This is a genomic window from Sorangium sp. So ce726, from assembly GCF_051521405.1.
Classification (GTDB): domain Bacteria; phylum Myxococcota_A; class Polyangia; order Polyangiales; family Polyangiaceae; genus Sorangium.
This window is the reverse complement of record NZ_CP150349.1, coordinates 6,957,603-6,982,413: the sequence shown is the minus strand read 5'-3', so window position 1 is coordinate 6,982,413 and position 24,811 is coordinate 6,957,603. Positions and strand designations below refer to the sequence as shown.

The following is a 24,811-nucleotide window of genomic DNA, read 5'->3' as shown; positions in this document are numbered from 1 at the left end:
CCCCCCGCCGGGGTTGCCAGCCCGCTCGACTCAGGCAAAACTTGCCGGCCGTGCCCCCTGTCGAGGAGCCTCCCCTCCGGCTGCTGATCAGCTTCGCGCCCGAAGACCGCGATCTGAAGGACCAGCTCATCCAGCACCTCCAGGTGCTCGAGCGCTTCGCCGGCCTCAAACTCTGGGAGGCCGATCGGATCCGGCCGGGCGACACGACGCTGCAGGCATTCGATGCCGCCCTCGACCAGGCCGACGTGGCGTTGATGCTGATCAGCCCCGACTTCCTCGCGTCCGATCTTCTCCAAGACGTGGAGGTACCGAAGCTCTTCCAGAGGCACGAGCAGGGCGGGCTGAAGGTTATCCCGGTGCTGCTTCGAAGCTGCTGCTGGGAAGCGCATCCCTGGCTCGGCACGCTCAATCCGCTGCCGACCAGCGACGAGGCCATCGCCTCGTTCGAGGGAGATCGACGGGACCGAGCCCTGACCGAGGTGGTGAGGGAGATCGTGGGGCTTGCGGCAAAGGTCACAGGAAGCACCATCGAGAATCAGCGCGTCAACTCGCCGCAGCGGAACGCGATTGCGGCCAACGTCACCGATGGCAGTAGGGGAGCATTCAGGACGTCGGGCACTTCACAGGCAGCGACGGGGACTGTCCCGACCTACCCCGATGCCGAAACCCGCCTCTTGAGCGAGAAGTTGGTCACCACTCAAGCTCGGAAGCGGCGGCTTCAAGAGCATGGCGCCAACACCGCTGAGGTCGAGCAAGAGATCCTCGATCTAAAAAGGCGGCTTCGAGAAGGAGGGCAACTCAAGCCTGGAGACTCTCTTGGCGATGGCCGCTATTTGCTCCTCGACGTGCTCGGTCGAGGAGGGTTCGCTACGGTGTGGCGTGCCCACGACGCGACGCGAAACGAAGTAGTCGCCATCAAGGTGTTGCACAGCAACTTGACCGGAGATCGGGTGCGCCTCGATCGCTTTAAGCGCGGGGCGCGAATCATGCAAAAGCTAAAGCAAGAGGCGGTGGTCCGTGTTCTGGAGCCGTATGGCGAGGACGGGGGTTGGCACTACTTCGTGATGGAGTACTTACCTGGAGGAGACCTTCGGCAGGCAGTGCTCCAGACGCGCCTCGAACAGAGCAAGATCGTCCTGCTCATAACACAGGTCTGCGAAGCGGTGGCGGCTGCGCACTCGCAGAGCATCATTCATCGCGACATTAAGCCGGCCAATATTCTTCTGGACGAACGTGGACGCCCTAAGCTCACCGACTTTGATCTCGCCGCTGCCGCTGACACGACGGGTGGAACGAGGACTGGCGCGATGGGAACTATAATGTATACAGCGCCGGAATTGCTGAAGCATCCCACTGATGCTCGCTCTAATGCTGACGTCTATAGCCTCGGCATGACAACTTTATTTTGCCTATACGGACACGATCTACCTATGGAGGTCCTTCGTGAGCCTGAGGTTGTTTTTGACTCGATCTTCTTGACTGATTCACTTAAAGAGGTGCTGGCCCGCGCCATTAGCTGGAATTGGCGGGAACGCTATCCAGATGCCGGAGAATTTCGCGATGCCCTTATGGAAGCCGCGATCAACCCGAACATGGTAGGCACCGCTACTGTGCCGACGTCCGAAGAGTTTGTCGGCGACGAGGCAGCCTATCCACCTCGCTTAGCGGAGACCCAGCACCTTTCGGAACCGCCCGAGCTGCACGCCGGGATCGAATACAAGCGCATGCACAATAGTCGATTCGGTCTTGCAGTGGGGAAGAACGCGCCGCGCATGCAGCAACGGTTCCGGGGGGCGGTACCGGAGAACGTTGTCGATCCCGTCTACCTAGTGCTGGACTTCGAAGGGCAGGACTTGTCCGGGCAAGACTTCTCCGGAAAGGTCCTGCGTGGGGCCAATTTCCGGCGAGCGAATCTCACTGGCGCGACGCTCATCGGGGCAGATGTGCGCGGGGCGAAGTTCGTTGGGGCAAAGCTCTTGCGCGCCGATTTGCGGCGTGCCCTGTTTGAGGGGGCGGACCTGAGCGACGCGGACCTGTCGTGGGCCAACTTGATCGAGGCAGATCTCACAGCGGCGAAACTCGTGGACACGCAGTTACGGCGGACGAAGCTGCTTGGCGCAAAGCTGCCCAGGTTGGTAGAGAAGGAAGCGCTCGGAGCGGCCCTGACGGCCGACGAGGCACTGCCGATGTGGGCAGCGCGCGCGCGCGTGCTTACGCTGGCACTCAGCCCGGATGGGATGCTGCTTGCAACCGGCCACGCGTACGGGGCCGTGTGGCTATGGGACGTCGCGACAGAAGTGCCGCTCAGAATGCTGGAAGGGCATGAAGGACGGGTCTTGAGCATTGCGTGGAGTGCGGACGGCAGGATGCTGGCCTCAAGCTCGAGCGATAAAACCGTGCGATTGTGGGAGGGCGGCACGGGCAAGGCGCTGCGTGTGCTCGGGGGTCACGAAGGAGGCGTCCTCAGCATAGCTTGGAGCGCTGACGGTATGACGCTCGCCTCAGGCTCGCGCGATAAGACCGTACGGCTGTGGCAAGGCAGTACGGGCACAATGCTGCGCGTGCTCAATGGCCATAAAGGACCGGTCCAGAGCGTAGCGTGGAGCGCGAATGGTACAATGCTGGCTTCGGGCTCGGACGACAGGAGAGTGCGGTTGTGGGACGGCAGCACGGGCAAGGTGCTGCGCGTGCTCAAGGGCCATGAAGGACCGGTCCAGAGCGTAGCGTGGAGCGCGGACGGTACAATGCTGGCTTCGGGCTCGGACGACAGGACCGTGCGGTTGTGGGACGGCAGCACGGGCAAGGAACTGCGCGTGCTCAAGGGCCATGAAGGAAGGGTCCTTAGCGTAGCGTGGAGTGCGAACGGCGTGATACTGGCATCGGGCTCGGACGATATGGTACTGAGGACGTGGGACGGCAGCACGGGTATGGCGCTGGGGGGAAATGCGGGCCATGACAGCGGAATCCACAGCGTGACATGGAGCGCGGACGGCGAGACGCTGGTCTCGGGCTCGCAGGAGAAAGTCTGGTTGTGGCATCGCAGCAATGGCAATACGCTGCGTGCGCTCAAAGCCATTTTAGAGCGGGTTTGTGGTGTCGCGTGGAGCGCTGATGGCGTGACGCTGGCATCGGGCTCGGACGACAAATCCGTGCGGCTATGGCATGGCAGCACGGGCAAGGAACTGGGCGTACTCAGAGGCCATCAAGGATGGGTCCAGTGCGTAGCGTGGAGCGCGGACGGTACAATGCTGGCTTCGGGCTCGGACGACAAGACCGTGCGGCTGTGGGAGGGCATCAAGGAGCTGGGAGTGCTCAAGGGCCACGACGGCTGTATCCGTAGTGTAGCGTGGAGCGCGGATGGCAGGACGCTGGCCTCGGGCTCAGATGACCATACGATTCGGCTGTGGGACGGCAAAACGGGCGAGACGCAGCGCGTGCTCAAGGGCCATGACGGCTGTGTCCATAGCGTAGCGTGGAGCGCGGACGGCAGGACGCTGGCCTCGGGCTCAGATGACCATGCGATTCGGCTGTGGGACGGTAGCACGGGCGAGACTCCGCGCGTGCTCAATGGCCATCACGGCTGTGTCCGTAGCGTGGCGTGGAGCGCGGACGGCAAGATGCTGGCCTCGGGCTCGGATGATAAGACTCTGCGGCTTTGGGAGGGCAACACGGGCAAGGAGCTGGGCGTGCTCAAGGGCCATGAAGGACGGGTCCTTAGCGTAGCGTGGAGTGCGGACGGCGAGATTCTGGCCTCGGGCTCGGCCGACAACACTGTGCAGCTGTGGGAGGGCAGCACGGGCAAGGAGCTGGGCGTGCTCAACGGCCACCAAGCAGAGGTCGTGAGCGTGGCGTTCCACCCCGACGGCCGCACGCTCGCTTCCACATCGTCGGACGGCACTATCCGGCTGTGGAACGTCGCTATCCAGCGATGTCTCGCCATTCTCCTCGCGCTCCCCGAGGGCTGGGTAGCCTTCACCCCCGATGGCCGCTACAAGTTCGGGGGCAATCTCGCCGGCAACTTCTGGCACGCCGTTCACCTCTGCCGCTTCGAGCCCGGGGAACTCGGCCCCTACGTCCCCGGCCTCCGCCTTGAGGAAGACAAGCCCCTCCTGACCGCAACCCCGCGCAGTCCGGGATTCCCCTGATCTGACCGGCTCTCCGAAATTGCCTTACCGCGTCCCTGTTGCCCGCCCACGGTCGCGCCATGCCCGCCACGACGGGTCCCGGTCTCGGCGTTGACCCTTCCGCCATGGCATGAGGGATCCATGCCGGAGCAAGCTCTCTCGCTCCCATCTCCGACAACGCGGTCTTGATCCACGCGCACTCTGAGCGTGCGAGGCGCTCCGGCGTGGCTGTGGTGCTGGCCATGGGACCGGCGGCACGCACGCGCCGCGCTCCTTGGTCGACGTCGCCAGGGCTCAAGATCCGCACGCAGACGGTGCTGTGGCTCCGCTCCCCGTGCAAGGAGTTCGGCCCAAGGGCGTCCGACAAGCCGTGATAGTTCGCGATGATTTTAAAGGCGGCCTCGCAAGGCGACGGAAGGCTCAGCGCGAAGGGACTCGCCGCTTCGTGGCTGGTGGTGGGTTGAGCAGCTGACCGATCGCCTCGTGGACAACCCTGGCCGCCATCTCATCACCAAGGGCGACGGCGCGGCTCAGGGTGCTGGCGAGCGAGGCGACCACGGTCGCCCGAGGCGACGGCCCGGTCACGGCGAGCTCCCCAGGCCGAAGGCTTGACGCTTGGGCCCGGGTTGGGCCCTCGCCTTCCGAGGGGCTGCGATCCGTCGTCACGTCCTCCCAAAACCCCGGGGCATCCGACGGATCGCAACGGTTCGCCCCCGCGGAAGAGTCCCGCCAGAAAAGCCGGTCGATGACGAGCGGTCGCCGGAAACAGTGGCAATTTTGATAGTTTCCGACTGTCTCCCCGCCGAGGGCGGCTCCGGTGTGGCCCAACGGGGCGCCCTCCGCCGTCGCGTCCCCCGCGGTGAAGAGCCCGCGGCATCACCGATCGGGGTCGGCACCTGGCCTGGCGGCGCAGCGCCGAGGGATTCTCCTTCGCTCGCCACCCTGTTGCCGGGCCCTTCGATGCGCTGCCGCCTGTTTCGGGATCGTGCCTGCGTCCCCGCACTCTTCCGGCCCAACGACTGGAGTTGAGCTGCGTGGTCCCGAGCGAAGCGAGGGCCATGTCAGCTTCGACTGCCTAGTTAGGCAGCTTCCGTCGCGGCTTCTCACTCAGGCCCTCGAAGGGCTATGAACGTGTTTTTTGTGAATCTATAAATCCTAGCGAGGGCGAGACCCTACCTGGGGAGGAGCTCAGCGTGGCGTAGACAATATACAACAGCCGAGTGAACTCGTTGGATCTGTTGGTTCTTGTAGGCGGATCAGTGGTTCGTACTTTTGTACGTTATGTCAATTGCCGATCGTTGACGGGCAATTCTTGACAGGTCGGAATAGCTTTGCGCGGGCTATCCTCCGCTGTTACGGCCGACGCGCAAGCCACGGATCGCGTCCGCCGTCGCCTCACCCAGAGGCTCCTTCGGACTACGCGCCCGGAGCGGGTCGAGGAAGACCACACCATCGTGATCAGCGCGATCATGAGCGTGATCCCGCTGATCACGATGGTGCATCCTGGCGATCACGATGCGCTGATCTGAGCGATCGCGATGCGGTGATCTCGGTGATCACGATGGCGTGAAATCCGCATCGAGGCACAGCGTAGCTGCTGCGGCACGGCAGAGTGGACCTCGGCGAGCTCGCCGAGGTCCACTCTGCCGCGAGGAGGAGCCGGGCCTCACACGCCTGAGTATGGACGTCAACTCGCGGTTGACAGTGTAGATCGGAGCAGTTTACGCAGTCCGGAGCGCCATTGGTCTTCCTTATATGGAAGAGAGGTATCCCCGGTGGTTCAGAGATTGCATGGCCGGCCGCAGAGGTCGTCATGAATAGGAAGATAATTCTTTTGGGGCTGTTCGGCGGGGTCTTTGCTTCAGCAGTCTCGTGCGGTGGCAATGAAGGGAGCGAGTCGAGCGAAGCGGGCGGCACGAGCTCGACCACCGGCGATAGCAGCGGAAGCGGTGGCAGCCAGGTGGGCGTGGGTAGCTCGGGCTCGACCGCGAACGGCTCGGGCGGGTCGGGTGGCTCGGGGGCCTCGGGCGGCTTGGGTGGCTCGGGGGCCTCGGGCGGCTTGGGTGGCTCGGGGGCCTCGGGCGGCTCGGAGGCCTCGGGTGGCTCGGAGGCCTCGGGCGGCTCGGAGGCCTCGGGCGGCTCGGAGGCCTCGGGCGGCTCCGACGGCTCCGGGGGCGGTGACGGTGGTGGGGGCGCGGACCAATGCAAGCCCATCGGCTGGGCCACGCGCTCAGGTCGCAATGGTGGCGCCTTCAATGTCACGGGCGGAGGCAGCGCCGAGCCCATCGTCGTCAATAACTTCGCCGATCTCCTGAAGTACGCCAAGGATGGGGAGGCGCGGGTGATTCACATCGACGGCACGGTGGGCGGTGGTTGGTCGGGGACTTCCGGGGATCGACTGGAGATCAAATCAAACAAAACCATCGTCGGCCTCCACGCGGGTACGCAGATCAAAGCGGCTATCCATATCAAGGACGCGAGCAACGTCATCCTGCGCAACATCGTCGTCCGTGGGCCGGGCTCCAACGGCGACCAGGCCTGGGACAACATCAGCATCGAGGGCAACTCCAAGAACATCTGGGTCGACCACGCCGAGTTCTGGGACGGGCAAGATGGCAATGCCGACGTCGTCAAGGGGGCCGACAACGTGACGTTCACGTGGAGCATCTTCGGCTATAGCAAAAGAGGCGATCACAACCTGTCGAATCTGATTGCATCCTCGGACAACGAGCCCGTGAGCGAAGGCAAGCTCAACATCACCTTCATGTTCAATTGGTGGACCGGGGTCGCAGAACGCCAACCCCGCTGCCGGTACGGGTGGATCCACGTCGTCAACAACCTCTACACGGAGGACACCTCGGTCGGCCCTTCGAGTCTCGGCGTGTCGAACGGCTTCAAGTGCAACGTGCTGACCGAGAACAACCATTTCATCGACCAGAACGAGCCGATTGACTTGGGCAAGCAGAAGGGAGACGGCTCCGTGCAAGAGGCGACGGGCAACCTGTTCGAGGGCTGCTCCGGAAATCAAATGGGCAGCGGCGACGCCTTCAACCCTCCGTACGAATACAAGTCGTTCCTGGTGCCGGCCTCCCAAGTGAAGGAGCTGGTGCAAGCGCATGCGGGGGCCACGCTCTCCAGCCCGACTGCTTGCTCGCCGTAGAAGCGGCCTTAAGCTGCGGACCTCGTTAACGATGGGGCCCCCACGGCGCGAGAGGGGCATCCCGATCGCGCCCGTGCTGACGGAGCTGCTCGTCGAGGCGAACAGCTTGCTACCGTCGGCGCGACCTTTCTCCCCCCTCCCGTGCTGGCACCAGGCCGAGCAGCCGACCGATGGCCTCGTGAACGATCCGCGCCGCCTCCTCATCCCCAAGGGCGACGGCGCGGTTCAGGGTGCCGGCAAGCGAGGCAACCACGACGAGCCGAGGCGACGCGCCGGCCGACGCGAGCTTCCCAGGATCGAGGCTCGCCGGCTGGGCCCGGGTTGGGCCCACCCCCACCGACGCGCTGCGATCCGCCGTCACGGCTCCCTGAAATCCCGGGCAAAGCACCGGATCACACCGGTTTGCCCCCGCGGAATCGTCCCGCCAGGGATTTCTGCGACAGCGAGAAGGGGCCGGAAGATAGCTCGGCATTTCCAACACTTTCCGTCTGTCTTTCCGCCGAGCGGGGCTCGGCCGTGGCCCAACGCGGCGGTCGCGGCGGTCGCGGTGGAGCGCGCCGATCTCCCGCTGTTCTGCGCGGCGGTCTGCGGCGTCGGTCTGCAAGGCGCGTTCGTGCAGCAGTATCGCTTCGCGATCCTCGAGGGGCAGCCGAGCAGCAAGGGCGCCGGGCCTGCTGGCCATGATCCAGCTCGCCAGCGCCGCTGGCATCGTCCCCGGCATCTCGCTCTTCGGCCTGCTGGAGGGGCGGACGTCCAGGTACATGCCCGCTGCCCTGCTGATGCTCGCGGCGCTCCAGCTCATGGCGGCGCTCTCGTTCGCGGCGTACGGGCCGCAGGAGGCGCGCGCCGCCGAGGCCTCCGCCGCGCCGGACGCGCGTGCCCGCGCGCTGTACTGGCCCATGGTGGCCATGGGCGCGGGCGCCTTCCTGGTGATGAGCCTCCTCATGGTGCCGACGCCGCTCCAGATGTGCGGCGTCGAGCAGTGCTCGGTCCAGCAGGCGAGCTGGGTGATCCAGGTGCACCTCCTGAGCATGTACCTGCCCTCGCTCTCGGTCGGCGCCCTCCTGAAGCGGATGTCGATCGCGCAGCTGCAGGGCGTGGGGCTGCTGTTCCTGCTCGTGGGGTTTCTGGTCAGCTGGGTTCCGGGGTTCGAGGGGGCACCTGGTCGGCTGGCGCTGGTCGGGGTCGTGTGGTGTTACGTGTTCGTGACCGCGACGACCCTTGTCGCGCGCAGCCGCCCGGGCTCCGAGCGCTTTCGCGCGCAGGGCGTCGCGCGTCGCCTCCGGGGTGCTGTATGCTCGGCCGAGATCAGGCTCGGATCGGTACGGGAGCAGCGGAGCGCATGGAGTCCTCGGAGAGAAAGCCGGCAAGTCCAGAAGATTCGGTTCGCCAGATGCTCGTCGAGTTCGCGCGCGCCTTCGAGCGAGGCGACGTGGACGCGTTATGCGACATGTTCGTACGTGACGATGCCCTGATCTTCTACGGCACACACGACAAGCTGCACTTCACGCGCTGGGCCGAGATCGAGGCCTCGTTCCGGCGGCAGAGCGAGATCCTGAAGGACCTCGTGTGCAGGATCACCGGCGATGTCCAGGTGCGTCTGCTGGCCGGGGGAGCGGCCGCCTGCGCCGGGACGGCCGGCTTCGGTATCCACGCCACCATGGGCGGCGTGCGCTTCGACCTGCCCGCGCTCCGACTGACCTGCACGGTGGAGCGCCACGGGGATCACTGGCGGTTCGTGCAGCTCCACCTCTCCGTGTCGGACAGGCCGTTCCTCGACAGCGTGCGCCACGTGCTCGAGAGCGCCTGAGAGCGCCTGAGAGCGCCTGAACGCCGCGCCGCCACACCACGCCGGTGCGGCGGCGCGGCCCGCGCCTCACGTGGGGACGTCGCTCGACTCCGCCAGATCCCGGAGCGCCCTCTCGCTCCGGCGCAGCGCCTCCTCGGTCCGCTGGACCTTCAGCGCCTCCTGCTCCAGCTCGCCGCGGAGCACGGTGTTCTGCAGCGACAGCGCGGCCAGGAACTCGAGGAGCGGCAGCCGGCGCAGGATGAACGCGCCGTGGACCAGCCGGTTCTCCAGGTAGAGGAGGCCGCCCACCTCGCCGGGGTTCTTCATGAGCGGCATGCACAGCACCGACTTCGGCCGCTCGCGCACGAGGTACTCGTCCCCGGCGAAGGCGCCGCTCGCCCCGACGTCGCTGAGCACCACCCGCTCCCGCGTCCGCTCGACATAGTTGACGATCGACGCCGGGACGCGGGTCGCGAGCGGCGCCGTGCTCCGCTCGTACACGCGGATGCTGATGCCGTCGCGGTCCACCACGGCCTCGGCGGCGAGCCGCTGGCCGTCCCCGGTGAGCAGGAGACAGCACCGCTCCGCCCCCTCGTGCTCGACGACGAGCCGCATGAGCGACTCCATCATCTCCTTCGGCGTCATGTCGCTCGAGAGCGACCGCGAGACCTTCACCGCGGTCTGCGCGTCGATGGCCTCCGCCGCCATCGTCATGACGCCGCGGCTCGTCGCGCGGCGCTGCTCCTGATTCAGGACGAGCGCATGCCGCTGCTCGAGCTGCCTCACCTTCTCGCTCGCGCCCCAGCGCGAGTACGACGCCACCGCCTCCCGCAGGTAGAGCCCCGGCAGGCCGCTGTAGCCGCGATCCAGGTAGAACCGGGCGGCGAGCTCGCTCGCGAGCGCCTCCTGGTGGATGAACCGGGACTCGCGGAAGGCCACGATCGCCTTATCGTAGAGCGCCGCGGCCTCGTCGTGCCTGCCGTCGACGCGCGCGCGCTCCGCCGCTACGAGCGCGTGTTTGCCGGCGAAGTTGTCGGGGCAACTCTCGGCCCAGACGCGCAGCTGCTCCTCGTGGCCGGCGAGCGACCGCCGGAGCCCGGCCTGCTCCTCGGCCGGGGCCCCGGAGAAGCGGGCCGCCCGGGCGAGGGCACAGTAATAGTGGCACTCGGCCGCGAACAGCGACCCGCTACCCCCCGCGATGTTGCGCTCCGACGCCTCCGCGGCAAGGGCCGCCCCCTCGTCGTTGCACGCAAGGAGGTGCTGCGCGGTCTTCATGATATAAAAGACGAGCCGCACGCTCGGGAAGCTCTCCTTCTCGAGGCGGGCCTCGAACGCCTGCTCGTCGAAGTCGTCCCCGCTCATCGTGCCGAGGTGGCGCGTGGCGCCCCTCAGCGCCTGGACCAGGCGCAGCATGCTCGTCACGGCGTCCACGGCGAACGTGATCTTCGCCTTCGTCGCGTAGTCGAGCGCGCTCACCGCGACCTTGTACGTCTCCTCGATCGGGTCGCCCCGCACGAGCACGTTCAAGGTGAGCTGGATGTTGCTGAAGCTCCCCCACGTCAGGTTCCCGACCTCGTTCGCGGCCTGGATGCTCGCGAGCTGGCAGGCGATCCCGGTGTCGATGTGGCGCGTCCAGACCGAGATCAGGCAGCCATAGAGGTTGGCCACCTCGGGCTTGTAGACGAGCGCGTTCATCTTCTCGGTCAGCTCGTATCCCACCCTGCCGATCCGGTCGCCGTCCTGGTACGCGTTGAGCCTCACGCACAGCGCCTTGCCGAGGCTCGTGTACCCGATGCCGGTCGACTCCGCGTTGCCGTGGAGCAGGCTGAGCCGGACCATCTGACAGACCAGGAGGTCGTTGAGGTTCGGATCGGTGTAGAACGACGAGGCGTACATCACCGCCATCACGCCCATCGCCGCGACCATCGGCGGCGCCGTCATCCTCGGCTGGCCCAGGATCTCGTCGGCCGTGCGATCGCGCAGCGCGTCGCGCAGCGCCGTGATCTCCGCGGTCACCTCCTCGTCGGCCGGCTGCCTCCGGAGCTTGATGCCGAGCAGCGCGAGGCACTCCAGCCCGACGCCGATGCACGCGTCGTGCTCCGACCGGGCCATGTGGTTCTGCATCAGGACGCGGTAGGCGGCCGCCTTGTCGAGCTGCGTGCGCGCGCGCTCGAGGAGCACCGAGCAGAGGCCGACGGACCGATCGAACTCCCCGTTCACGCTCGCGCTCTCGGCGAGATCGAGGTGCAGCGCGAAGGCGAGCAGATCGTCGGCTCCCGCCCAGTCGTCCTCCCCGATCAGCGCGCAGCCCGCGGCGAAGTAGGCCACCGCGGAGCCGTAGGCCCCGGAGGCCCTCGCCTTCCTGCCGGCGCGGAGGTTCAGCTCGGCCGTCCTGCGCCGCTCGCCCGGATCGGTGATGAGGGAGGCGCCGATGTTCAGCTGGTTCGTGATCTCGAACAGCCGGTCCTCCAGCGCCTCCTCCGGCGTCTGGACGAGCAGCAGGCGCCCGATGCGCAGGTGCGTCGAGGCGTGGTTGCCCTCGCGGATGAGCAGGTACGCGGCCTGCTGCACGCGGTCGTGGAGGAACTTGTACGTGCCGCCCCGGCGCGCCACGAGCCCCTCGCGGATGGCCGGGGTGATGGCGGCGTGCGTCGCCTGCGTGGACTCGCCGTACATGGCCGAGAGGACCTCGGCGTCGAAGCGGGCGCCGAGGCAGGCGGCGAGGGAGAGGACCCGCTGCGTCTCGCCGTCGAGCCGCCTGAGGCGGGTCAGCACCAGATCGACGACGTTGTCAGTCAGGTTCTGCGCGGCGATGGCCTCGATGTTCCAGCACCAGACGGCGCTCACGGGGTCGACCCAGACCAGCTTCTGGCGATAGAGCTCCGTCAGGAACTGGCCCACGAAGAACGGGTTGCCGCCCGTCCTCTGGACGAGGAGCCTGGTGAGCTGAGCCCCCTGCTCGTCCTCGCAGCGGAAGGTGTCCATGACGAGCTCGAGGACGTTCTCGTGCGGGAGCGGGTCGAGGCTGAGCGTCGAGACGCGCGCGCCCGTGGCGTGGATCTGCCGGAGCACCTCCATGAGCGGGTGCGACGGGCTCACCTCGTTGTCGCGGTACGCCCCGATCACGAGCAGGTGCCGCTTCTCGGGCACCGCGACGATGTCGCGGATGAGCCTCAAGCTGGCGGGATCCGCCCACTGCAGGTCGTCCACGAACAGCACGAGCGGGTGCCGCTTGCGCGCGACCACGCCGAGGAACGCATGGAACACGCGGACGATGCGGCTGCGCGCCTCGTTCGGCGCGAGCGGCGGCACCGGCGGCTGCTCGCCGAGGATCAGCGAGAGCTGCGGGATGATGTCGGTGATGACCCGCCCCTCCTCGCCGACCGCGTCGCTCAGCCGGTGCTTCCACCCCGCGAGGGACTGCGGGCTCTCCGTCAGGAACTGCCGGACGAGCTCCCCGAACGCCTGGGCGATCGTGCGGTAGGGGATATCGCGCTGGAGCTGATCGAACTTCCCGGAGATGAACGCCCCGCGCTCGCGGACGATGGGCTCCTGCACCTCCTTCACGAGCGAGGTCTTTCCGACGCCCGAGTACCCGGCGACGAGCACGAGCTCGGCGGTGCCCGTGACGACCACGCGATCGAACGCCTCGAGCAGGAGCGCGCGCTCGCGCTTCCTGCCGTAGAGCTTCGTCGGGAGCTGCAGCCGGTCCGGGATGTCGGCCGTCCCGAGCGGGAACGAGTCGATCATCCCGAGCTCCTCCATCTCGGTATGGCACATGAGGAGATCCGACCAGAGCCCGCGGGCGGTCTGATAACGCTCCTCCGGAGACTTCGCGAGGAGCTTCATGACGATGTCGGAGACGATCCGGGGCACGTCCTGCACCACCTCCGCGAGCGGCACAGGGGCCCTCGCGATGTGGGCGTGCGCCCACGCGGGCGCGTCGTCTGCGTCGAGCGGCAGCTTGCCGGAGAGCAGCTCGTACAGCGTGACGCCGAGCGAGTAGAGATCGGCGCGCTCGTCGATCGGCCAGTCGACGCGGCCCGTCCGCTCCGGCGCGATGTAGGGCAGCGACTCCGGGTTGATCTTCGCCTCGTCGGAGAGGCCGAGATCGCCGCGTACCACGGCCAGCCCGCCGTCGAGCGACACCTCCCCGCTCTCCGGGTGCACGGAGAGGTTCGCGGGGCGGATGTCCAGGTGAAGGGTGCCTGACTTATGAAATTTAGATAGCGCCGATGCGATCTGCACCGCGTATGCGAGGAACGGACGAAGATCCATGGGAGCCCTGGAGATCGTCGACAGGACGATCCTGAGTTGACGGTACTAGAAGCAAGATCCCTGTCAATCTTTCCTCCGGCCTCGCCGGCCCGACGCCGGCCGCCGGAGCGCCTCGACATCGACCCGCTCCGCGCGGACGTCGATCACGACGCGTCAGGGATCCTCGTCGTGTGGAGCACGAGCGCTCTCCACTCACCGCCCTGGAGCTCCCAGACCGCGGTGAAGGCGATGGTGTTATCGAACTTGACACCACCCTTGATCTCGGCGCGTGAGCGGTAGACTCCGGTCACGATAGCGACGTCTCCGCCGGCGATACGCACGTCGCACTGCCGGAGCTCCTGCGTGTACGTCAACATGCTGTCGACGAGCTTCAGGTACTCGTCCTTACCGCGTTGCACTCCGCTGTAATCGACGTACCTCCAGCCCTCGGCCAGGTGGCGGTCGAGGAAGCCGTAGTCCTTGACGGCCCCCCCCACCGCCTTTGTCCACGCCTTGAGGAGCGCGACGTGCTCGTCTCTCGCCTGCTCCGCGGTGATCTTCGACATTCTCCACCTCCGCCGCGCGCCCTGGCCGTGCTCGAGCCCGCGCGACCGCGCGGGGGCGTCGCCGTCGCCGCTCCACACCCATGGTAAAGAGCCCGCCGGCCGGGCGTCAACATCAGCCCTGATGTCCCGCCGCCTCGAGGGCCGCGCGTAGATGATCGGCCATGACTTGCACGTTCGGCTGCAAATTCATGGTGATGTGATTGCCAGGGACCTCGTGGACAGTGAGCTGGCCCTGGATCAAATCGAGCCATCCCCGCGCCGGGTTGTTCACGGTCATGGCGTCGCGCTCGCTCGCCTCGAAGAAGAGCACGTCACCCGGGTAGGGGCGGGGGACATAGCGCAGCATCGCCTGCAGGTTGGCGGTGACGATCGTGCGGAACGTGGCGAGCTCCTGGAGCGCCAGCTTCGGGAACATCCGGGAGACACCCTTCTTGCGCTGGAGCACGTGGAGCAGCTGCTCGTCCGGGGAGAGGTGCCGGATCTCCTCCGCGGGGACGGGGAGACTCGCATCGCCGCTGATCAGGTAGGCGAGGCGCTCGGGGGTGTCGAGATCCTCGGGGAACACCGCCGAGGGCGCGGGCGTGTCGATCATCATGAGAAGCGCGACGCGCTCGCCCCCGGAGATGAGCTGGTGCGCCATCTCGAAGGCGACGACCCCGCCGAAGGACGACCCGCCGAGCACGTAGGGGCCCTCCGGCTGGATGTGCCGCCGTACCGCCTCGAGGTAGCGCGCGGCCATCTCCTCGACGCGGGTCAAGGGCGGCGCCTTGCCTTCGATGCCCTGCGCCTGCAGCCCGTACACGGGCTGCGCCGGGTCCAGGCAGGTGGCGAGATCGTGGTAGAAGTAAACGTGCCCTCCGACCGGGTGCATCAGGAAGAGCGGCCGCCCGGTGCCGGGCTTGATCCGCACGAGCGAGGGGGGCAAGAGGCGCGCGGGAGAGCGCCGCGACATCGAGGTGGATGAGGGCGAGTCGGACTGCGCGATGAGCTCGGCCAGGGCCGCGACGGTCGGCGCGTTGAGCAGGCTGTGGCCGGGGAGATCCATGTTCACGACGTTGCGCAGCCGGGAGATGAGCTGGACGGCGAGCAGCGAGTCGCCGCCGAGCGCGAAGAAGTCGTCGTGCACGCCGATCCGCTCGATGCCGAACAGCTTCTCCCAGGTCTCGGCGACGGCGCGCTCCAGCGGATCGCGCGGCGCCACGTAGGCCGTGCCGAGGTCGGGCCGCGGGTGGACCGATCTCGGGATGCCCTCGGACTCGACGTCCCGCGAGGGCGGCGCGATCGAGCTGGCCGAGGGGCGCTGCTTGGCCTGCGCTTCACGCTTCAGGACCAGGACGTGGGGCGTGGGGCTCGTGAGGACGCGCATCCAGGCGTCGAGCGCCTCGTCGCGCGAGATCCCCTCCTCCGCGGCGGCCGCGCCGCCCTCGCTCGAGTCGGCCGCGGGCTCGGGATCCTTGCCGCGCGAGGCGTCCTGCCGCTGCCACGGGTCCGACTCGATCGCGATCGTGAGCGGGCCGTCACCGGCGGCCCGCCGCTGCGCGAAGGCGCCGAGGAAGGCGGTCGCGGCGCACTGGCCCGCGAGGTCCGCCCCGCGGGCGCCCGCGGTCCGCGCGGCGCACAGCGCGACGAAATCGGGCCGGAGGCCCCGGAGCGCCTCGTCGAGGACGAGCGCGCCGTCGAGCTTCGGGGCGAGGAGCGCCTCGCCCTCCTCGCGCGTCATGCGCTGGAGGGGCACGGCGCGGCGGGCGCCCGCCGCGTGGATCACGCCGTCGATCCGCCCGAAGCGCTGGAGCCCCTCGGCCACCGCGCGCTGCATGTCGTCGAGCCGCGTGACGTCGGCCGTCACGAGCAGCACCTCGGCGCCCAGCCGCTCCATCTCGAGCACCGCGCCGATCTTGCGGCGTAACGCGTCGGAGGCGCCCGCGCCGGCGAGGTCGCCCCAGGCCTCCCGGGGCGGGAGCGCCGTCCGGCCCGCGAGCACGAGCTTCGCGCGCGCGACCTTCGCGAGGTGCTCCGCCATGGCGGAGCCGACGACCCCGAGCCCGCCGGCGATCAGGTAGACGCCGCCCTCCCGCAGGCGCGGCGGCAGGCCCTCGGCGCGGTCCATGCGCGCGGGCTCGAAGATCCGGACCCAGCGCTCCCCGTTCCGGTAGGCGATGACGGGCTCGGTCTGCTCCAGCGTGACCTCGGCGAGGAGCTGGTCGATGAGCCTCGCCTCCTGGAGCGTCCGCGGCTCCGGCAGGTCGATGTCGACGCTGATGCACGAGATGTTCGGGTACGCCCTGGGGATGGCCTCGCACGGGCCGAGCAGCGTGGCCTTCTCGGGGCAGAGCACCGCCGGGTCGGTCACCTTCTGCATGTGGCTCGTCACGACCCCGAGCCGCACGTCGTCGCGGAGCCCCGCGTCGCTGATGCCCTGGGCCAGCGCGACGAGGCTGGCGAACCCGAGCCGCTGGGCGTCCGCGAGGCGGGCGGCGTCGAGCGGCGCGCGCGCGGGCTTCGTCACGCCCCACAGGAACATGATGCGCGAGGGGGAGACGCCCGCGGCGCGGAGCGCGCGGAAGAGGGATGCGTGGTCCTCGCGGCTCGCGGGGGCGACGGTGAACTCGCCCTCGCCCGTCGCGGCGAAGCCCTCGCCCGGCCGCACGGTGATGACCTTGTAGCCGTCCCGGCGGAGCCGCATCTCCATGCGGGCGCCCAGCCCGTAGCTGTCGGCGAAGACGACGCAGCACTGGGCCCTCGGCGGCCGGGCCGACGCCTTCATCGACCCCGACAACACCGAGCGCTTCCAGGCCTGGAGGTGGATCAGGCCGGCCGGCTCCGGCGCGCTGCGCGCCGGCCGGCGCGCGGCGGTCGTGGCGGCGGGCGCGGGCGGGTCGATCCAGTACCGCTTCCGCTCGAACGGGTAGGTCGGCAGGGACACGCGCCGGCGGGGCTCGTGGGTGTACAAGCCCGACCAGTCGAGGCGGACGCCGGAGAGCCAGAGCTGGCCCAGCGTCTCCAGCAGGAACCCGATGTCGGACTGGCGGTGGTGGACGTGCCGGATCGACGAGAGCATCACCCGGCGGGCGCCCCGCGCGGGGTGATGTTTGGCCAGAGTCGCGAGCACCCGGCCCGGGCCGACCTCGAGCAGGGCGCGGGTCGGATCGGCGAGCACCTCCCCGAGCCCCGCCATGAAGCGCACCGGCTCGCGCACGTGCCTCGCCCAGTACGCGGGGTCCTGCGCGTCGGCCGCGGACAGCCAGGTGCCGGTGACGTTCGACGCGATCGGGATCTTCGGGGCGCTCGGGCGCGCGCGGGCCACGATCGCGGTGAACGCGGCGAGCATCGGCTCCATCATCCGGGAGTGGAACGCGTGCGAGGTCTGGAGTCGGGTGCACTCCAGCTCGCGCTCGGCGAAGAGCCGGTCGGAGAGCGCCTCGATCGCGTCCTCGGGCCCGGCCACGACGCAGGCGGACGGCCCGTTGACGGCCGCGAGCGAGAGCGCGCCGCCGCCCTCGTCGAGCAGCTGCTGCACCTCGGCCTCGGGCAGCGGGACCGCGAGCATCGCGCCCGGCGGCATCTCCTGCATCAGCTTGCCCCGCCGGGCGACGATCCGGAGCGCGTCCTCCAGCGAGAAGACGCCCGCGAGGCAGGCCGCGACGTACTCGCCGAGGCTGTGGCCGATCATCGCCGCGGGCCGGATGCCCCACTCCATCCAGAGCGTGGCCAGCGCGTACTCGATCACGAAAAGCGCGGGCTGGGCGAAGCGCGTCTGCTTGAGCATCTCCGCCGCCGCCGCCTCCCGGCCCGGGGGCGGGTAGATCACCTCGCGGAGATCGAGCCCGAGCTCCGGCTGGAGCATGGCCGCGCAGAGATCGACGCCGGCGCAGAACGTGGGCTCCAGCTCGTACAGCTCGCGCGCCATGCCGGTGTACTGCGTGCCCTGCCCCGGGAACATGAAGACGACCGGGCGGTCGACGGCCTCCTCGACGTGCGCGAGGACCCGCCGCTCCCCGAGCGTCGACAGGAGGCTCACCGCCTCCTCCGCGTCGTTGCAGACGAGCATGCGCCGGTGCGGGAACGTCTTGCGGCCGACCTGGAGCGTGAACGTGACGTCGGGCAGGCTGACGTCCGGGTGCGCCTTGAGATACCCGACGAGGTTCTCGGTGATCGTGTCGAGCGCGGTCCTCGTGCGGGCGGAGAGCAGGAGGAGCTGCCAGGACCGCCCGCCGGGCGCCGCCGCCGCGTGGGGCGCCTCCTCGAGGATGGCGTGGGCGTTGGTGCCGCCGATGCCGAACGAGCTCACGCCGGCGCGGCGGGGCCCGTCGCCGGGATCCCAGTCCGCGAGCGCCGCGTTGACGTAGAAGGGGCTGTTCGCGAAGTCGATCTCGGGGTTCGGCGTGTTGAAGTGCAAGGTGGGCGGGAGCTGCCGGTGGCGGAGCGCCTGGACGACCTTGAGCAGGCCGGTGATGCCGGACGCGACGTCGAGGTGTCCGACGTTCGGCTTGGCCGAGCCGAGCGCGCACCAGCCCTTGCGCTGGCTGCGGGAGCGGGCGTGGAACGCCCTGGTCAGGGCCGCGACCTCGATGGGATCCCCGAGGCGCGTGCCCGTGCCGTGGGCCTCCACGTACGAGATCGTCTCCGGATCCGTGTTCGCCATCGCCAGCGCCTGCGTGATGGCCTGCACCTGCCCCTCCACGCCCGGCGCGGTGAACCCGATCTTGGCCGATCCGTCGTTGTTGACGGCCGAGCCCCGGATCACCGCCTCGATGTGATCGCCGCTGTCGAGGGCGTCCTCGAGCCTGCGCAGCACGACAACGCCCGCGCCGTTCCCGGCGACCGTCCCCTGCGCCTCGGCGTCGAACGTGCGGCAGCGCCCGTCGGGCGAGAGGATCATGCCGTGCCGGTAGAGGTAACCCGACCGCGTGGGGACGTTGATCGCCACGCCGCCGGCCAGCGCGATGTCGCACTGGTACGTGAGCAGCGCCTGACAGGCCATGTGGACGGCGACGAGCGAGGTCGAACAGGCGCTCTGCACCGCGACGCTCGGCCCCCGGAGGTTCAGCTTGTAGGACGTCCGCGTGGCCAGGAAGTCCTTGTCGTTGGCGATGTACATCTGGTAGTCCATCGCCTTCCTGAGCTCGTGATTCGGGTAAAGGTTGCTCAGGAAATACGTGTCGTGGCCGCTCGCGCCCGCGTAGACGCCGATGGTGCCTTTGAACGCCTCGGGGTTGTAGCCGGCGTGCTCCAGCGCCTCCCAGACGCACTCCAGGAAGAAGCGGTGCTGGGGGTCCAGGATCTCGGCCTCTCTCGGGGTCATCCCGAAGAAGGCGGCGTCGAACCACTCCACGTCTTCGAGCACGGCCCGCGCGCGGACGTAGCTCGGGTCCGAGGCCACCTCCGGGGGCACGCCCGCCGCGGCGAGGTCCTGATCCGAGAGCGCGACGATCGACTCGACTCCATCGCGCAGGTTCTGCCAGAAGGCGTCGACGCTCCTCGCGCCCGGGAAGCGGCCCGCCATCCCGATGATCGCGATCTGGTCCTCGGGGACGGGTTGATCAAGCGGATCCATTCTGTCTGCTCTTGGCTGCTTGCTTCTTTCGTTTCAGGATCTCTCGCTGCTTCAGCGCCCGCGCGTCGGCCGCCGAGAGCTCGCTCCCACGGCCGCTGCTGCTCGCGAGGAACGCGGCGAGGTCGGTGACCGTCGGGCGCGCGAAGATGTCGACGAGGGAGAGATCGCTCCCGAACGACTCCCGGACGCGCTCGTGGAGGCGTACCAGGAGCAACGAGTGGCCGCCCAGATCGAAGAAGTTGTCGTGCACGCTCACGCGCTCGATGCCGAGGACGTCCTGCCATATCGCGATGAGCCGCTCCTCGAGCGAGCTCCGCGGCGCCACCATCGGCGCGCTCTCGGGGCGGAGCTCGCCGGGGGCCGGCAGGGCGCGGCGGTCCACCTCGCCGTTGCCCGCGAGGGGCAGCGCGTCGAGCAGCACGATGGCCGAAGGGTGCATGTAATCGGGCAGCCGCCGCTGCGCATGATCGCGGATCGTGCGCTCGAGCCCGCCCGTCGGATCCGCCGTGAATGGGCGCGCGCGGGCCCCGGCTTGCCTGGGCGGCGCCGCGGCCCTGCTGCCGTGAGGGACGACGTACGCCACGAGGCGCCGGTCGCCCGAGCGCGCCGGCTGCGCCACCACGACCACCTCGCGCACGGCCGGGTGCTCGCCGAGGACCACCTCGATCTCGCCGAGCTCGATCCGGTAACCGCGGACCTTGACCTGCTGATCCATGCGGCCGAGGAACTCGAGCTGCCCGTCCGGCATCAGGCGGACGCGATCGCCGGTCCGGTACAGCCGCCCTCCCGGCTCGCCGCCGATGGGATCGTGGATGAACCGCTCCGCGGTGAGCTCCGGCAGATCGAGGTAGCCGCGCGCGAGGCCCTCTCCGCCGATGCACAGCTCCCCGGGGACGCCGGCCGGGACCTCGTTGAGCTCCTGGTCGAGCACGTGCACCCTCGTCCCGGAGATCGGGCGCCCGATGGGCACCGCGTGGCCGACCGGGCGTTCCACCGTGGCGCAGCAGGCGAACGTCGCGGCCTCCGTGGGTCCGTAGCCGCTGATCATCCGGCACCCCGGGAGCTCGGCGAGGACCCGATTGACGTGCTGCGGGGACAGGACATCCCCCCCGGCGACGATCTGGCGCAGGCCGCGCAGCGCCGTGATCCGCTCGTCCACGAGGAGGTGGAAGACGCCGGCGGTGAGCCACACCGTGGTCACCCCGTGCTGGCGGATAACGCGATCCAGGTCGTCGAGCGACGCGGGCACGGGGGGCATGACGACCAGCCGTCCTCCGTTGAGGAGCGCGCCCCAGATCTCGAACTGCGATGTGTCGAACGAGATCGACGCGAGCTGCAGGAAGACCTCGTCCGGCGCGAAGCTCGCGTAGGTCGTGCCCTTGACGAGCCGGGCCACGCCCCGGTGGGGCACGGCCACGCCCTTGGGCCGGCCGGTGGAGCCCGACGTGTACATGACGTAGGCGAGCTGGTCTGGCGTCGCCGGCGCCGACGGGTTGTCGTCGCGCGCCCGGCCGATCTCCTCGCGGTCCGCGTCCAGGCAGAGGACGCGCGCGCGGCACCCCGGCAGCGCCTCGCCGACGCGGGCCTGGGTCAGCATCACGCGGGCGCGAGCCTGCTCCATCATGAACGCGAGGCGATCGGTGGGGTAGGTCGGATCCAGGGGCACGAAGGCGAGGCCCGCCTTCAGCACGCCGAGGAGCGCGACGATCATCTCGACCGACCGGTACATGCACACGGCCACGCGATCTTCGGGCGCGAGGGCGCCCTCGTCGGTGCGCGCGAGGGCCCCCTCGTCGGGGCAGGGCGCGGCCCCGGACCCCGGCGCCTCGCGGACGCGGAGGCCGAGCAGGGTGTGCGCGAGCTGGTTGGCCCGCCGGTTCAGCTCGCGGTAGGTGAGCGACGTGACGTTCCCCGCGCCGTCGTCGAAGACGACCGCGACGGCCTCGGGAGAACGCTCGACCTGGGCCTCGAAGAGGCGGTGAATGCACACGTCCGACCCGGGGCCGGCCGGGGCGGTGCCCCACGCGCGGAGCGCGCTCCGCTCCTCGGGCGTGAGGAGCGGGAGCGCCGAGAGGGGCAGGTCGACGTCGCGCGACGCGCCCTCGAGCAGGGTCTCGTAGTGGCCCGCCATCCGCTCGATGGTGCGCGCGTCGAACAGCGCGGCGCTGTACTCGATGCGCCCGATGATGCCGTCCTCGCGCTCGTCGAGCTCCAGCGTGAGATCGAACTTGGACGCGCCCGTGTCCACGTCGAGCTGACCCAGGGTCCAGCCCGGATCGATCGCCGGCACGGGCGGCTCCAGGATGAAGGCGACCTGGAACAGCGGGTTCTGGCCGGGGACCCGCTTCGACTGGAGCGCCTGCACGACGCTGGCGAACGGCACGTCCTGGTGCGAGAGCGCGGCCTGGCTCACCGCCCGCACGCGCCCGAGCAGCTGCCGGAACGTGGGGTCTCCGCGCAGGTCGGTGCGCAGCACGAGCGTGTTCAGGAAGAAGCCGAGGAGGTCCTCGGTCTCCGGCGGATGGCGGCACGACGCGGACGTGCCCACGACGATCTCGTCCTGCCGCGCGTACCGGCAGAGCATCGCCTTGAAGGCCGAGAGCAGGACCACGAAAAGCGTGACGCCCTGCTCCCGGGCCAGCGCCTTCAGCCGGAGGGTGAGCTCCCTGGACAGGGCGACGCAGTGGCGCGCCCCCGCGAGGTTCGGGGCGGCCGGACGTGGCCTGTCGGTCGGCAGCTCCAGGGTGGGGAGGTCGGCGAGCTGCCGTCTCCAGTAGTCGAGCTGCGGCTGGTGGGCGCCGCTCAGCTGCTGTTCCCGCTGCCAGACCGCGTAATCGGCGTAGTGGATCGCGCGCTCGGGCAGCGGCGACGGCCTGCCCGCGGCGAACGCCTGGTAGAGCGCGTGGAGCTCCCTCGGGAGCACATCGAAGATGGAGACTCCATCCATCAGGATGTGGTGCACCACGACGAACAGCACGTGTTCGGCCTCGTCGAGCCGGACCAGCGTGGCCCGGAGCAGCGGGCCGCGGGCGAGATCGAACGGGCGCCGGGCCTCGTCGGTGGCGAGCGCGACGGCGCGCTCCCACCGCGTTTCGGCCGACAGCGCCGGCAGCGCCGTCAGGTCGACGACGGGCAGGTCGAGCGGCGCCGGGGGCTGGATCTGCTGCACGGGCTCGCCGCGGACGACGGCGACGACGCTCCGGAGGATCTCGTGGCGCCTGAGGAGCTCGTCGAGGGCGCGCCCCAGGGCCGGGACGTCGAGGGGCCCGCGGAGGCGCAGGGAGAACGGCTCGTTGTAGAACAGCGCGCCCGGGTGGAGCGCGGCATGGAGCCAGATCTGCCGCTGCCCGTGCGAGAGGGGGATGGGCCGGTCCCGCGGCGCAGGCGGGATGGCCGCGGCGGCCGGGCGCTGCTTCGGCCGGGGGAGCGACGCCACGAGGTCGGCCAGCGCGGCGACCGTGGGGGCGTCGCACAGGCTCTGCAGGGAGAGATCGACGCCGAGCGCGCGGCGCAGGCGGGACAGCACCCGCGCGGCGAGCAGCGAGTGCGCCCCGAGGTCGAAGACGTCGTCGTGGACGCCGATGCGCTCGATCCCGAGCGCCTCGGCCCACGCCGCGGCGATCGCCGCCTCGATCTGGTTGCGCGGCGCGAGGGGCTCGCCGTCGCCGCGATCGGGCCGGGCGGCGTCCGGCGGCGGCAGGGCCGCGCGGTCCACCTTCCCGCTGGGGCCGAGCGGCAGCGCGTCGAGCAGCACGAACGTCGACGGGATCATGACCTCGGGGAGGCTCTCGCGGAGGAAGCTGCGCAGCGCGGGCACGACGGCCCGGGGGGCGGCCGGGGGCGCGTCCGGCGCGTCCGGGCGCGCGACGACGTAGGCGACGAGGCGGCCCTCGCTGGCGACGGCCACCGCCGCGCGGACGGCGGGGTGGCGCCCAAGCGCGGCCTCGACCTCGCCGAGCTCGACGCGGTGGCCGCGGATCTTCACCTGCTGGTCGACGCGCCCGAGGAAGGCGAGATCGCCGCCGGGCAGGCGGCGCACCACGTCGCCCGTCCGGTAGAGCCGGGCCTCCGGGAGGGCGCTGAACGGATCGGGGACGAACCGGGCCGCCGTGAGCTCGGGCTGACCCAGGTAACCCCGGGCCAGGCCGGGCCCGCCGAGGTAGAGCTCGCCGGACTCGCCGTCCGGGACCGGACGCATGGCGGCGTCGAGCACGAAGCAGCGCGTGTTCCTGATCGGTCGGCCGATGGAGAGCGGCTCGCCGGGGTCCCGATCCGGGTCGAGCCCGTCGGCCATCGTGGCGCACACGGTGGACTCGGTGGGACCGTAGGCGTTGATGAACGTGCGCCCCTCTGCCCAGCGCGCGGCGAGGTCGGCCGGGCAGGATTCGCCGGCGACGATGAGGGTCCGGAGCGCGGGCAGCGAGCGCTCGGCGCCCTCGGGGAAGGCGGCGAGCGCGGAGGGGGGGAAGGTCGCGATCGCCACCTCCTCCGCGCGCATCCGATCGAGGAGCGCGCGCCCGGGGATCATCTCGAACTTCGTCCCCATCACCAGGGTGCCTCCCCGGGCGAGCGTCATCGCGATCTCCCAGACCGACGCGTCGAAGCTGAGGGACGCGAACTGGAGCACGCGGCAGCCCGGCGCCACGTCGAATCGCTCGGCCAGCGCGCGGGTGAGGTTGGTGAGGCCGCGGTGCGTCAGCAGCGTGCCCTTGGGCCTGCCGGTCGAGCCCGACGTGTAGATGACGTAGGCGAGGTCGTCGGGGCCCGTGGTGTCCGGCGGGTCCTCGCCGCTGAAGCCCGCGGTCAGATCGCGATCGCCGTCCAGGAGGACCACGCGCGCCCCGTGGCGCGGCAGCGACGGGAGCAGCCGCGCCTGGGTGAGCAGGACGGGCGCCCCGGCGTCCTCGAGCATGAAGGCGACCCGCTCCCGCGGGTACGCGGGGTCGACAGGGACATAGGCGCCGCCGGCCTTGAGCGCCGCGAGCAGCCCGATGAGCGCCTCCAGGGAGCGCTCGGCGCAGAGCGCGACGAGGACGTCGCGGCCGACGCCCAGGCTCCTCAGGTGGTGCGCGAGCTGGTTCGCGCGGCGATTCAGCTCCTGATAGGTGAGCCGGTCAGGGCCGAAGGATGCGGCCACGACGCCGGGCGTGCGCCCGGCCTGGAGCTCGAACGAGCGATGAATGCTGGCGTCCTCGGAGCTGAAGTCGTGATAGGTCATGTCGTGTGTGGTGGCAGGAGTCTCTTCAGGGGCAGAACATCAGCCGCCGTGTGCGAGCCCGAGCAGCGACGCGAGGGCGTCACGCATCTCGTTCAGAACCGTCCCAGGAGCACCGGAGTGAGCTCCAGGGCGGCAGCCGGTGA

General features: G+C 69.5%; 8 protein-coding genes. 4 read left to right on the top strand and 4 right to left on the bottom strand.

The window, feature by feature from the left end; all coding sequences use genetic code 11:
- Window positions 1–50: 50 nt before the first annotated feature.
- The 4 genes from WME79_RS25910 (at window position 51) to WME79_RS25895 (ending at window position 9,094) form a co-directional block, all read left to right on the top strand.
- On the top strand, window positions 51–4,145 hold the full coding sequence (locus tag WME79_RS25910; protein ID WP_437520068.1) for a protein kinase domain-containing protein: 4,095 nt from the start codon (window positions 51–53) through the stop codon (window positions 4,143–4,145).
- A 1,792-nt stretch (window positions 4,146–5,937) separates the two neighbouring features.
- Window positions 5,938–7,284: a pectate lyase family protein gene (locus tag WME79_RS25905; protein WP_437520065.1), complete on the top strand. Its 1,347-nt coding sequence runs from the start codon at window positions 5,938–5,940 to the stop codon at window positions 7,282–7,284.
- Window positions 7,285–7,964: 680 nt separating this feature from the next.
- Window positions 7,965–8,759: a hypothetical protein gene (locus WME79_RS25900; protein WP_437520062.1), complete on the top strand. Its 795-nt coding sequence runs from the start codon at window positions 7,965–7,967 to the stop codon at window positions 8,757–8,759.
- Window positions 8,678–9,094, top strand: coding sequence for a nuclear transport factor 2 family protein (locus tag WME79_RS25895; RefSeq protein WP_437520060.1), 417 nt, complete (start codon window positions 8,678–8,680; stop codon window positions 9,092–9,094). The genes WME79_RS25900 and WME79_RS25895 overlap by 82 nt, the downstream gene beginning before the upstream one ends.
- A gap of 66 nt (window positions 9,095–9,160) precedes the next feature.
- On the opposite strand, the gene WME79_RS25890 is transcribed toward WME79_RS25895, so the two are convergent.
- The 4 genes from WME79_RS25890 to WME79_RS25875 form a co-directional block, all read right to left on the bottom strand.
- Window positions 9,161–13,351: an ATP-binding protein gene (locus WME79_RS25890; protein ID WP_437520057.1), complete on the bottom strand. Its 4,191-nt coding sequence runs from the start codon at window positions 13,349–13,351 to the stop codon at window positions 9,161–9,163.
- Window positions 13,352–13,494: 143 nt separating this feature from the next.
- Window positions 13,495–13,896: a nuclear transport factor 2 family protein gene (locus WME79_RS25885; protein WP_437520054.1), complete on the bottom strand. Its 402-nt coding sequence runs from the start codon at window positions 13,894–13,896 to the stop codon at window positions 13,495–13,497.
- Between the two features lie 112 nt (window positions 13,897–14,008).
- Window positions 14,009–19,450 (bottom strand): type I polyketide synthase, encoded by a 5,442-nt coding sequence (locus WME79_RS25880; RefSeq protein ID WP_437520051.1) that lies wholly within the window; start codon window positions 19,448–19,450, stop codon window positions 14,009–14,011.
- Entirely contained in the window at window positions 19,437–24,668 is a 5,232-nt protein-coding gene (locus WME79_RS25875; RefSeq protein WP_437520048.1) for an amino acid adenylation domain-containing protein, read from the bottom strand. The genes WME79_RS25880 and WME79_RS25875 overlap by 14 nt, the downstream gene beginning before the upstream one ends.
- Window positions 24,669–24,811 lie beyond the last annotated feature (143 nt).

Bases quoted from the DNA above. Each gene is read 5' to 3' on its own strand.
- WME79_RS25900 (WP_437520062.1), top strand. From the start codon at position 7,965: ATGATCCAGCTCGCCAGCGCCGCTGGCATCGTCCCCGGCATCTCGCTC.
- WME79_RS25880 (WP_437520051.1), bottom strand. From the start codon at position 19,450: ATGGATCCGCTTGATCAACCCGTCCCCGAGGACCAGATCGCGATCATC.
- WME79_RS25875 (WP_437520048.1), bottom strand. From the start codon at position 24,668: ATGACCTATCACGACTTCAGCTCCGAGGACGCCAGCATTCATCGCTCG.
- WME79_RS25905 (WP_437520065.1), top strand. From the start codon at position 5,938: ATGAATAGGAAGATAATTCTTTTGGGGCTGTTCGGCGGGGTCTTTGCT.
- WME79_RS25885 (WP_437520054.1), bottom strand. From the start codon at position 13,896: ATGTCGAAGATCACCGCGGAGCAGGCGAGAGACGAGCACGTCGCGCTC.
- WME79_RS25890 (WP_437520057.1), bottom strand. From the start codon at position 13,351: ATGGATCTTCGTCCGTTCCTCGCATACGCGGTGCAGATCGCATCGGCG.
- WME79_RS25895 (WP_437520060.1), top strand. From the start codon at position 8,678: ATGCTCGTCGAGTTCGCGCGCGCCTTCGAGCGAGGCGACGTGGACGCG.